We start from the raw sequence: 11,307 nt of genomic DNA, 5'->3' as shown, positions 1-11,307 counted from the left end.
GTCTGAAATACTCAAATCCAGACCGTGGTTACAGATTATTTACCATAATAATCCTTAAACCACGTGACGAACCGGGCGATCCCGTCCTTGAAATCGGTCTGCGGCTTGTAGCCTGTCAGCCGCTGCAACAGGTTGGCGTCGGCCCAGGTGGCGGGCACGTCGCCCATCTGCATCGGCATGTAGTTGCGGATCGCCTTCTTGCCCAGGCACTCCTCGATCGCGTCGATGAAATCCAGCAGCCGCACCTTGTCGGAATTGCCGATGTTGACCACCCGGTAAGGCGCCACCGGCGACAGGCTGTCGCCTTCCACGATGTCGTCGCGGCCGGCGGGGCGTTCGGGCACCGCGTCGATCAGCAGGCGGATACCGCGCACCAGATCCTCGACGTAAGTGAAGTCGCGGTACATGTCGCCGTTGTTGTAGATGTCGATCGGCCGGTCATCGAGGATCGCGTTTGCAAACTTGAAATAAGCCATATCGGGCCGCCCCCAGGGTCCGTAAACAGTGAAAAAGCGGAACATCGTGGTCGGGATGTCGTGCAGATGCGCATAGGAATGCGCCATGCTCTCGTTGGCCTTTTTCGTGGCGGCATAGATCGTCAACTGGGTGTCGGCCTTATGAGCCTCTTTATAGGGCATTTCCTCATTCGCGCCGTATACGGATGAGGTCGAGGCCATCAGCAGGTGGTCGACCTTCAGCCTGCGCGCGGCCTCCATCACGTTGAAGGTGCCCACGACGTTGCTGTCGATATAGGCGCGCGGGTTTTCGAGGGAATAGCGCACCCCCGCCTGCGCCGCAAGGTGCACGATCACGTCGGGGGCAAAGGCGTCGATCGTCTCGTCGAGGCGCTCGTGATCCTCCAGCATGCCTTCGGTAAAGGCGAAGGCATCGTTTTGCAGCAGCATCTGCGTGCGGCGCTGTTTCAGGCGCACGTCGTAGTAATCGGTCATCCCGTCATAGCCGTGGACGCGGAAGCCTTCCTTCAGCAGCAGTTGCGCCAGGTGAAAGCCAATGAAGCCCGCGGTGCCGGTGATGAATATCTTTCTCAAAAATCCGTCCTCAAATCATGCGCCATACCGGCGATAGCCATTCCACGAAGCCGGGGCGCGATCAAGGCAAAGCCCCTCACCCCACTTCCAGCAGGCGCACCGGCGCGCCGGTGCGGATCACCCCCACCGACAGCCGGTTCGAGAAATAGGCCCCCGTATCGAGAGAGATGCGGCCGCGTTCGGCCCGTGCCGCCTCCATCACCGTGTGGCCATGCGCCACCCAGACGCCATCCGTGCGATCGCGGCCCAGGAAATCGCGATGCCCCCAGAGCAGCACGTTGGGGTCCTGGTCATCGAGCGGCTGGCCCGGTTCCGCGCCCGCGTGCACGCAGGCCAGGTTGCCGCTCTGCCAGATCAGCGGCAGGCCGCGCAGCCAGGCCTCGGTGCCCTCGGGCAGGGCCGCGCGCAGCCGGTCCGAGGCCGCGATCATCTCGGGCGGGGAGGCGCGTTCGGTGATGCCGCCGATGCGATAGCTTGCCAGCGTCTGCAAGCCGCCGTTGCGCAGCCAGCGATCACCGCGTTCCTCGGGGCGGTCGAGGAAATCGAGCATCATCTTTTCATGGTTGCCCATCAGGCAGACCACCCAGTCGGGCAGCTGCTCGACAAAGCCGCGCAGCTGCGCGAGCACCGCGTCGGACTGCTCTCCGCGGTCGATGTAATCGCCCAGAAAGACGATGTGAAAGGCGTCCAGCCCCTGCCCGGCCGCATCCCGGTCGATCGCCTCGAAGGCGCGTTCCAGCAGATCGGCGCGCCCGTGCAGATCGCCCACCGCATAGACCGGGCAATCGGGCGCGGGATCGGCGCCGCTGAACGGTGCAGGCGCGGCGGATGTGGCCAGGGCCGGATTCAGAACCGGATTTAAGAGTTGTTTAAGACGCTTGAACATAGAGTGAGTGACTTAAACCGCCCCGGGGCCCGGAACAACGGGCAATTCAGGACATCACATGCCCAGATCGCCATGCTGATAACGCCATGCTGAGAACGGATCAGCAGGGACCGCCCGCCACAGGGCCGCATCCGGCGCGGCGGAGCAAAGAGGATATACATTCCCCCGCAACGCGATACCCTGCGCGCCAAGACGACACCCGCACCGATATCGCCCGAGGGAGCCGCGCGGACATGATACATCCCATATTGCTCTGTGGCGGGTCGGGCACGCGGCTGTGGCCGGTGTCGCGGCCCGATCATCCCAAGCAGTTCGCCGCCCTCTCGGGCCGCGAAAGCCTGTTTCAGGCCAGCGCCCGGCGCTTCGCCGCGGCCGGCTTCGCCGATCCGCTGATTCTGACCGGAGAGGTCTCGCGCTTCACCGCCACCGCCCAGCTGGAAGAGGCGGGCATCGCGCCGCGCGCGGTGCTGATCGAGCCCGCGGGCCGCGACACCGCGCCCGCGGTGCTGATCGCGGCGCTGTGGCTGGCGCGCGAGGACCCGGATGCGCTGATGCTGGTCAGCCCCGCCGATCACGAGATTCCCGATGCCGAAGGCTTCCGCGACGCGGTGCTGGCGGGGGTCGGGGCCGCGCGGGCGGGCCGGCTCGTGACCTTCGGCATTCGCCCCGACCGGGCCGAGACGGGCTATGGCTATCTGCGGCTGGACGCGCCCCTGGAAGAGGTTCCGGACGGGGGGGCGGCCGATCCCCGGCCGCTGGCGGGCTTCGTGGAAAAACCCTGCGCGACCCGCGCGGCGGCGATGCTGGCGTCGGGCGATCACCTGTGGAACGCGGGCATCTTCCTGTTCACCGCGCGCGCCATCCTTGATGCCTTCGCCGCCCATGCCCCCGATCTGATCGCCCCCGCCCGCGCCGCGCTGGAGGGCGCGCGCGCGGATCTCGATTTCCTGCGTCTGGCGGCGGCGCCCTGGGCGGAGCTGCCCCATATCTCGCTCGATTATGCGGTGATGGAACGGGCCGAAAACCTTTGCGTGGTGCCGTTTTCCGGCCGGTGGAGCGATATGGGCGGCTGGGATGCGGTCTGGCGCCACGGCGCGCCCGACGCCCGCGGTGTGGTGACGCTGGGCCTGTCGGAGGCCGTCGATTGCACCGACAGCCTGCTGCGGTCCGAGCCGGGGGGGCCCGCGCTGGTCGGCCTGGGCCTGTCGGGCGTGGTGGCGGTGGCCACCGGCGACGCGGTGCTGGTGGCCGACAAGTCCCGCGCCCAGGAGGTGCGCGTCGCGGTGGAACGGCTGGACGCCCGCGGCGCGCCCCAGGCCCGCAAATCGGCGCGCGACCACCGCCCCTGGGGCTGGTTCGAGACATTGGCCCTGGGGCCGCGGTTCCAGGTCAAGCGCATCGTGGTGCGCCCGGGCGGCGTGCTGTCGCTGCAATCGCATGTGCACCGCGCGGAACATTGGATCGTGGTCAGCGGCACCGCCCGCGTCACCCTGGGCGATCAGACCCGGCTGGTGGGCGAAAACGAGTCCGTCTACATCCCGCTGGGCACGCGTCACCGGCTGGAAAACCCCGGCAAGCTGCCGATGATCCTGATCGAGGTGCAGACCGGCGCCTATCTGGGCGAGGACGACATCACCCGGCATGAGGATATCTATCGGCGCATGTAACCCGAAACGCCGCGCCCCAGCGTTGCCTTCACGCGGCTTTTATGGAAAAGAAAGAGAGGTTTGGTTTCAGGTACAGGCGTATAGATGCTTCAACAGGCTCGGGAAGATCAAGGGCGGGCCTCTGCCGCCGTCGCCATGCCGGAAGAAAACGACGAGATCGATCTGGGCCACCTGCTGCGTACGCTGTGGCGCGGCAAGCTGTGGATCGTGCTGTGCATGGTCCTGGCGGTAATGATCGGCGGCTATTACGCCTTTGCCGTCGCGACACCGATGTATACCACCAACGCCACGGTCACATTGGAAAGCCGTCAGGAAAATGTGGCCAACCTCGACAGCGTGCTGTCGGGTCTGTCGGGCGATCAGGCCAGCATCAACACCGAGGTGGAAATCCTGCGCTCGCGCGGGCTGATCGGCAAGGTCGTCGACAAGCTGAAGCTGACCGAGGATCCCGAATTCAACACCCGTCTGCGCCCCGAGCCACGGTTTTCAGTGGGTCAGGCGATCGCCTGGGTGAAGGAGCTGATCCAGCCCGCGCCAGCGCAGGCCCCCGCGCCCAGCCCCGCGGAGATCCGGGATGCGACCGTCGACAATGTGCTGGATGCGTTGAGCATCAGCAACACGCGGCAAAGCTATGTCTTCAAGATCACGGCCAAGACCACCTCGCCGCAGAAATCGGCGCTGCTGGCCAATACGGTGGCCGAGCTTTACATCCTCGACCAGCTCGAGGTGAAATTCGACGCGACCCAGCAGGCCACCAGCTGGCTGACCGACCGCGTGGCCGAGTTGCAGACCCAGCTGGAGGCCGCCGAGACGGCGGTGAAGAACTTCAACGCCAGCACCAATCTGGTCAACGCGCAATCGCTGGAAGCGGCGAACCGCCAGGTCAAGGACCTGCGCGACCGTCTGGCCAATGCGCGGCTGACCCTCTCGGCCGCCCAGGACCGCGTCACCGTCCTGCAGAGGGCCCGCGACGGCGGCGACCGCGCCGCGATGACAGAGGCCGCGAACGACCCCACGCTGACCCGGCTGCGCAACCTCGACAGCGGCGGGGATGCCTTCGACACACGCTATAATCAGGTGGTGTCGCGCGCCCAGCTGGAGGTCAGCCGCGCGCAAAGCCAGATCGCGGCCCTCGAGGCCTCATTGAAGGAGCTGGAAGCGCAGATCGCCAGCCAGTCCGACGATCTGGTCAAACTGCAGCAGCTGCAGCGCGAGGCCGAGGCGAGCCGGTTGATCTATGAATATTTCCTGGGCCGGCTGAAAGAGACCTCCGTGCAGCAGGGCATCCAGCAGGCCGACAGCCGCGTGCTGTCGCGCGCCGTGGTGCCGCGCAGCCCCTCCGAGCCGCGCAAATCGATGATCCTGGCGCTGGCCGCCGTGCTGGGCCTGATGTTCGGCGCGGGTGCCATTCTCCTCCGCGAGATGACACAGAACACCTTCCGCACCGCGGAGGATCTGGAACGCATCACCGGCCACACCGTCATGGGCCAGATCCCCAAGATCCCCGCCCGCCGCCGCAAGCGGGTGCTGGAATATCTGGCCAGCAAGCCCTCCTCCCCGGCGGCGGAGGCGATCCGAAACCTGCGCACCTCGGTGCTCTTGTCGAATGTCGATGCGCCGCCGCAGATCATCATGTCGACCTCTTCCATCCCCGGCGAGGGCAAGACCACCCAGTCGATCGCGCTGACCCAGAACCTTTCGGGTCTGGGCCGCAAGGTGCTGCTGGTCGAGGGCGACATCCGCCGCCGCGTCTTCAGCGAATATTTCGACATCGCCCACCGCCCCGGCATCCTGTCGGTCCTGTCGGGAGAGGTCCCGCTGGAAGAGGCCGTGATCCACGAGCCCACGCTGCGCGCCGACGTGCTGATCGGCGAGAAATCCTCCACCAACGCGGCCGATGTCTTCTCCTCGAACAAGTTCACGGAATTCCTGAACCAGGCGCGCGAGACCTATGACGCCATCATCATCGACACGCCCCCGGTGCTGGTCGTCCCCGACGCGCGGGTGATCGGCCAGTCGGTCGACGCGATCCTCTATTCGGTGAAATGGGACAGCACGTCGAAATCCCAGGTCATGGAGGGGCTGCGGCTTTTCTCGACGGTCAACCTGCGCGTCACCGGCCTGGTGCTGGGCCAGATTGACCCGACGGGCATGAAACGCTATGGATATGGCGGGCGCTACGGTGCTTACGCGTCTTACGGGAAGGGGTATTACGAGGCCTGAGGAGACAAGGTTTACCCTTAAACCTGAATTCGCCGGTCCTTCCCGTCTCAGCCCTGCCTCGGTTCACTCAAATTTCACAAGGCAGGTAGCTTCGGCCCCTTGTCCCTGTTTTTCCTGTGCCTGTGGAATTCGGTTCGGGGTCCGCTGATCTACAGTCAGGGGACGCGGACTTTCGGCATTTACTCTTGGGAACAATCCCTGCCCGCTTGCATTCCCGGGGTCGTGAACCTTTGCCAAACCGCGTTCCCGGAACGCGACGCCAAAGCCGCGTTCCGGGAAGGCAACTTATTTCGACACCGCGCCCACCCCTGTGGTGATCAGCGAGGGCACAATCTGCTGCACGACGCGGTTCCACTTGGTGATCGGCTGTTCGGCGATGAAGATCACGTCGTTGGGCCGCAGTTCCATCCTTGTGGCCAGCACGTTGCTGGCCGCGTTGCGCGCGTTCAGCTGCCAGGCGGTGACCGCGCCGAAATCGGCCGGGTCGGGGGATCCGCGCAGGATGTAGATCTGGCCCGGGTTGCCGGTTTCCGTGGCGAAACCGCCCTCGCCGTAAAGCGCGTCGGCCAGGGTGGCGGTACGGCCGAAGGGCAGCGCGAAGCGGCTTTGCTTGGTGACCTCGCCCGACAGGTAGACATAGTCGCGCTTGACCGCGTCCAGCGTCACGCGGGCCTGGAAATTGTCGCGCGCCTCGCTCAGCGCGGCGCGGCGCAGCCCGACGGCGGCCTGCAATTCGGCCAGGGCCTGGACCCGCTGCGATTGCCGGAAGCCCAGCAGCTGGATCTGTTCGGCGAAATAGGCCTGGGCGCGGGACAGGTCGAAATCGGTGTCGACGAAGATGCTGTCGCCCTCGGCCAGGCGGATCTTTTGCAGATCCTTGCGCTGGTACAGCTGCGCCACCGGGATCTGGTAGAGCGCGCCGTCGCGATAGATGCGGATCACCGCGAAATCATTGTCGGGCACGGCCACGCCGCCCGCCGCGGCCAGCGCCTCGGTCAGCAGCAGCGGCGTCAGGCGGATGGGCACCACGGTGGGATTGCGCACCGCGCCGCCGATCGACACGCGCTTGGAATTGAACTCGGCGATTTCCAGCGAAAAGGACGGGTCGATCTGCGCCTCGACCAGCTTCTGGAACACTTCGGCCTCGGCCTCTTCCAGGGTCATGCCGGCCACGCGGATGCGGCCCACATCGGGGATCGCGATGGCGCCGTCGTCCTGCACGGTATAGCCCTGGCGGCTGTTCTGCGCGGCCAGCAGCCCCGAAAGCTGCTCGACCGTCGACCCCGCGGAACGGGTCGCCAGCAGCACCACATCGCCGATGCCGATCTGATAGGGCATCACCGGCGGCGCGGGGGGCACCCGCAATTCCAGGTTGCCGGGGCGGCGTTCGGGCAGCGATGCGGGGCTGGGCGTGGGCCCGCCCAGGCCGCGCAGGCTGCCGCCCGCGCCCGCGTTGCGGAAAAACACCGCAGGCAGGGTTTCGGGACGATAGGTGGAGCGGTTGGCGACCAGCACCGATTCGGGCGTCACCGGCACCACGCGCACCTTGGCGCCCGAGGCATATCCCTCGCTCACCGAGGGGGTGATATAGGCCGCGCCGCAGCCCGCCAGCGCCAGCATCACGATACCCGGAAGAAATCTCTTGAACATACGTCCCCGCCTTGTTGACACCGCCCCGCCGATCCCTCGGCCGTCAGCGCCATCCTTACCTGTCATTGCATGTGTCGCCCGTCATTCTTTGGATATGGCGGGGTTGTGCAAACAAAAAGGCGACCCCCGTCGGGATCGCCTTTCTGCGGGTGTCATTTACGACACTTTCCGGGAAGCGAAGGCTCAGTTGGTGCCGTTGCTGTTGTTGCCGGCCACGATCACGCCGATGCCGATGATGATCGCGGCTGCGGTGATCACGCCGCCGGCGCCCAGCGTGCCCAGCTGCAGGGAATCCGCGCCCTGGGTCGATTTGGTGGTGTTCAGCGGCTGGATCTGTTCGGCCATCGCGCCGCTGACGGGCAGGACGGTCAGCGCGGCGATAAGGCCGCCTGCGAGAATCTTTTTCATGTTAACACTCCTAAATACGATGCATGCCGGGCCAGCATAGGCAGGTTTTGGTAATAGAACAATAAAACCTTGCACCTGCCTGAAAAAATCATGCGGCAAATACAAAGACATGAAAGGCAAGAGGCGCCTTCGTCGGAGGGCGCCTCTTGCGCGACGGGGTTGAAATGACCCCGCCTTGCGCTGGCAGCCGAAAGCGTCGCGACAACCGACGCGTGGCCTTAGTTGGTGCCGTTGCTGTTGTTGCCGGAAATGATGATGCCCAGGCCGACGACGATCGTGGCCAGGGTGATCGCCCCGCTTGCCCCCAGGCCGCCCAGCTGCAGCGAATCCGCGCCCTGGGTCGATTTGGTGGTGTTCAGCGGCTGGATCTGTTCGGCCGTCGCGCCGGTGACGGGCAGGACGGTCAGCGCGGCGATGAGGCCGCCCGCGAGAATTTTCTTCATGTTAACACTCCAATACTGATGCATGCAGGGCTCAGTATAGCGCGGGAAGGCCCTTCGGACAACAAAACCGCCGGAGCCGTCGGCGGCGCGGCGCGGGCTAAGCGCTTTGCCGCTGTCGGGGCCGGTTACTTCACCAGCCGTTCGAACAGCGCATAGCCGACCTCGGGGCTGACCCATTGGCGCGATTTCCACATCGTGCCGTCCCGGCCCAGCCAATAGCTGTTCTCGAAGCTGCCGTCGCTGGTGCGGCAGCTCTCATCGACGCGGCGCGTGCGGAAACGCTGCTCGACGATCTCGATCACTTCGGGGCGGGGGGGGCTGTAGGAACAGACGAAGCTGCGCGCGAAGGTCTGGTTCTCGGTGTCGAAATAGCGGTGCACCCGCACCGCCCGCCCGGCCGGGGCGCGGCCCTGGATCTGCGCCAGCGGCTCTTCGATGTCGGCGCTCATCAGATCGCGGCCCAGCCCGCGGGTGGCGCTCAGCACGCCCGCGCGCTGGCTGATGCCGATGCCGTCGCCGCTCAGCCAGCTCAGCACGCCCGCGTTGTCGCCCGCCAGCGCCAGCGTCGCGACCGAGCCGCGTTCGGGCAGCTCGACCAGCAGCGTCGGCGCGGTGGTCCGGTCCAGCAGGGCGCGGGTCAGCTGGGCGCGCACGTCGGGCGGGGTGGGCGCGGCCCGGCCCGGGATCAGCCCGCGCAGCGTGGCGACGGCGGTGTCGTACTGGCCCTTCTTGCTGCCGCATCCCGCCAGCACCAGCAGGCCGGTCAGGGCAAGCGTCAGGGAAAGGGCGGCGGGGCGCAACTGTCTCATGCTCATCTCCAGAACCGTCCCCATTGCTCGCGCAGGATCGGATCCTGATAATCGCGCAGACTGTCGTAAAGCCGCCCGTCCACGTTCAGACGCGCGCCGCCGTCGCGCAGCAGCGGCTGCAGCTTGGCCTCATACTTGCGGGTCGAGGGCGTGCCGGTGAACCAGCCCAGCGGCACGGTGAACAGGATGCCCTTGTCGAAGGAGCCTTCGCCGAAGCGCGAAAACGGCACATCGGTGAAGGTCGCATAGGCGCCCACCGCCCAGCCGTTCTTGAATTCGCGCTTCAGGGTGAAGGTCGCGCCGTAATCGCCCGCCAGATAGCGGCCCACATCGACCTGGCCGTAGAAATCATTGCCCATGTCCCAATAGCCCGACACATGGCCGGTGATCACGTCGTAGTTCTGAAACCCGAACAGCTGGTCGAAATCGCGCTGGCGGGCATAGTTGACCTCCACCCCCAGGGCAAAGGGGCTTTCGGGGCGCTTCCACAGCAGCTCGCCCGAGACACCGCCGTACATGGGTTCCAGATAGCCCGCGGTGACCCGGCCATAAAGGTTCTCGCCGGGGCGGAAGTAATAGGCGCCGGTCAGGCTGGTGATCGCCGGATCGCCCTCGCGGGCATAGACGTTGGCGTCCGAGCGCACATGCGGCAGCACCGAGTTCGACACGCGGGTGGAATCGGCCAGGTTGCCCAGCACCTTCTTGCGGATCGCGCCGGAAAAGATCAGCCCCGGGCGGGCCTCGTAGCGGGCGCTGGCCTCCAGCCCCACGTCGAGGCGCAGCGGGCTGTCGGGGTCGAAGGTGCTGCCCTCGGCATAGGGGCCGATGCCCCAGGTCAGCTTGGGATAAAGCCCTTCGGCATAGGTGGTGCCGGGCGCGGGCGGGGTGCCGTCGTCGATCCGGGCGCGCGCATAGCTTTTCCAGGCGCCGTCGGGGGCGAATTCCAGCTGCTCCAGATCGGTGCGCGCCAGCGTGACCGCGGACAGCGCGATGCCGTTTTCCACCGGCACCAGGGTGAACCGCTCGACCGAGGCGGGCAGCGTGTTGGTCAGGATGCGCGCGACATGGCCAAGCGCCTGCGGCACGGCGCCATAGCGCTGGTTGCGGAACCGCACCTCGGCGGCATGCGGCGACAGGGCCAGCGCCTCCAGCACCAGACCGTCGGCGGCCATCAGCGTGGCGATATTGGTGCGCAGGATCGCGGCGCCGTCTTCCTGCACGATCCAGGAGGTATCGCGCACGGTCCCCGGCGCGCGCACCGCCACCGGCACCGGCGCGGGGCCGATGCTGGGCGTGACCGGCGGGCGGCGCGGGTTGAGCGTGTAGTTCAGCAAGACCCCGACTTCGGAGCCGTAGAGGTAATAGGCCCCCAGATGCGTATTGTCACTGATCCGGTAATCGAGCCCGAAATTGAAGGGCGAGGATTTGGAAAAGCCCCGCAATTGTTCCTGCGTATAGTCATCCGAGGAATATTCCGCCTTCAGCGACAGCCGGTCGGTGGCGCGGAACTCGATGCCTGCAAAGGCCGCCGCGGGGCCGCGGAAGAAGGTCTTGAAATCCGTCGTCCCGCCCAGGCCCACATTGGCGGCAGGCCGTGTATCGAAGCCGCTGCCGAATACCCCCAGCGGATTGTCGAAACTGTTGTACGACCCCAGCCGCCCCCAGCCCAGACCGCCGGTCACCCGGATGCGATCGCCGATGCGTTTGGTGGCCACCAGATATTCACCGGAATAGAGCCCGGTGCCGATGAAATCCTGCAATCCCACCGCCACGGCGGGCCGATACCGGCCCTCGTCGAGCAGGCGAAACCGCAGATCGAAACTGCGGTCATAGGTGGGCGCGCCCGTCGCCAGAACATAGTTGTCGATCTTGGCATACCGGAAACTGCCCGACAGCCGCGGCAGGATCTGAAAGCTCAGCGTGGTGCGGGTCTGGCCGCCGAAATAGCCCACCGTGGCGGCGATCTCCCCGTCGGGGGCGCTCTCGGCGGTGGGCATGTCGATCAGGCCGGGGGTGCCATAGAGCCCATAGGTCAGATCGGGCCGCGCCCGGGACCGAAGCTCCGACGCCTGTTGCGCCAGCGCCGCGCCCGCGCCCAGCAGCGCGGTGACCGAAGCGCAAAGGAATATTCTGCTGAAACGTCTCATGTGACCCCGCCGGTGCTTCTCGATC

9 protein-coding genes are annotated in these 11,307 nt (G+C 66.1%); 2 read left to right on the top strand and 7 right to left on the bottom strand.

Annotated elements, in window-relative coordinates:
* Positions 1-35: 35 nt before the first annotated feature.
* The gene (locus ACU0BR_RS15195; RefSeq protein WP_446157675.1) at positions 36-1,049 is read right to left on the bottom strand and encodes an NAD-dependent epimerase/dehydratase family protein; all 1,014 of its coding nucleotides are present in this window, start codon (positions 1,047-1,049) and stop codon (positions 36-38) included.
* A gap of 76 nt (positions 1,050-1,125) precedes the next feature.
* Complete coding sequence (locus ACU0BR_RS15190; RefSeq protein WP_446157674.1) at positions 1,126-1,935, bottom strand: metallophosphoesterase family protein; 810 nt, start codon at positions 1,933-1,935, stop codon at positions 1,126-1,128.
* Between the two features lie 233 nt (positions 1,936-2,168).
* Here ACU0BR_RS15190 and ACU0BR_RS15185 point away from each other — a divergent pair, with 233 nt between their 5' ends.
* Both ACU0BR_RS15185 and ACU0BR_RS15180 read left to right on the top strand, forming a co-directional pair.
* Positions 2,169-3,602, top strand: coding sequence for a mannose-1-phosphate guanylyltransferase/mannose-6-phosphate isomerase (locus ACU0BR_RS15185; RefSeq protein ID WP_446157673.1), 1,434 nt, complete (start codon positions 2,169-2,171; stop codon positions 3,600-3,602).
* Positions 3,603-3,686: 84 nt separating this feature from the next.
* A complete protein-coding gene (locus ACU0BR_RS15180) occupies positions 3,687-5,825 on the top strand; it encodes a GumC family protein (protein ID WP_446157672.1) in 2,139 nt (712 codons plus the stop codon).
* A gap of 285 nt (positions 5,826-6,110) precedes the next feature.
* Here ACU0BR_RS15180 and ACU0BR_RS15175 read toward each other — a convergent pair whose 3' ends face one another.
* From ACU0BR_RS15175 to ACU0BR_RS15155, 5 genes are all read right to left on the bottom strand, one after another.
* Complete coding sequence (locus ACU0BR_RS15175) at positions 6,111-7,475, bottom strand: polysaccharide biosynthesis/export family protein (protein WP_446157671.1); 1,365 nt, start codon at positions 7,473-7,475, stop codon at positions 6,111-6,113.
* 183 nt (positions 7,476-7,658) lie between these two features.
* A complete protein-coding gene (locus ACU0BR_RS15170; RefSeq protein WP_446157670.1) occupies positions 7,659-7,883 on the bottom strand; it encodes a hypothetical protein in 225 nt (74 codons plus the stop codon).
* Between the two features lie 218 nt (positions 7,884-8,101).
* Positions 8,102-8,326, bottom strand: a complete 225-nt coding sequence (locus ACU0BR_RS15165) for a hypothetical protein (protein ID WP_446157669.1) — start codon at positions 8,324-8,326, stop codon at positions 8,102-8,104.
* 125 nt (positions 8,327-8,451) lie between these two features.
* Positions 8,452-9,141, bottom strand: coding sequence for a YjbF family lipoprotein (locus ACU0BR_RS15160; protein WP_446157668.1), 690 nt, complete (start codon positions 9,139-9,141; stop codon positions 8,452-8,454).
* The gene (locus ACU0BR_RS15155; RefSeq protein WP_446157667.1) at positions 9,138-11,282 is read right to left on the bottom strand and encodes a YjbH domain-containing protein; all 2,145 of its coding nucleotides are present in this window, start codon (positions 11,280-11,282) and stop codon (positions 9,138-9,140) included. The genes ACU0BR_RS15160 and ACU0BR_RS15155 overlap by 4 nt, the downstream gene beginning before the upstream one ends.
* Between the last annotated feature and the right edge of the window lie 25 nt (positions 11,283-11,307).

The sequence above is a fragment of the Brevirhabdus sp. genome (assembly GCF_052826345.1).
The sequence above is the reverse complement of the archived record's forward strand: the minus strand, read 5'-3'. Positions and strand labels throughout refer to the sequence as shown.

Coding starts and splice junctions, on each gene's coding strand:
- ACU0BR_RS15165 (WP_446157669.1), bottom strand. CDS start 8,326: ATGAAGAAAATTCTCGCGGGCGGCCTCATCGCCGCGCTGACCGTCCTG.
- ACU0BR_RS15180 (WP_446157672.1), top strand. CDS start 3,687: ATGCTTCAACAGGCTCGGGAAGATCAAGGGCGGGCCTCTGCCGCCGTC.
- ACU0BR_RS15170 (WP_446157670.1), bottom strand. CDS start 7,883: ATGAAAAAGATTCTCGCAGGCGGCCTTATCGCCGCGCTGACCGTCCTG.
- ACU0BR_RS15155 (WP_446157667.1), bottom strand. CDS start 11,282: ATGAGACGTTTCAGCAGAATATTCCTTTGCGCTTCGGTCACCGCGCTG.
- ACU0BR_RS15190 (WP_446157674.1), bottom strand. CDS start 1,935: ATGTTCAAGCGTCTTAAACAACTCTTAAATCCGGTTCTGAATCCGGCC.
- ACU0BR_RS15185 (WP_446157673.1), top strand. CDS start 2,169: ATGATACATCCCATATTGCTCTGTGGCGGGTCGGGCACGCGGCTGTGG.
- ACU0BR_RS15175 (WP_446157671.1), bottom strand. CDS start 7,475: ATGTTCAAGAGATTTCTTCCGGGTATCGTGATGCTGGCGCTGGCGGGC.
- ACU0BR_RS15160 (WP_446157668.1), bottom strand. CDS start 9,141: ATGAGCATGAGACAGTTGCGCCCCGCCGCCCTTTCCCTGACGCTTGCC.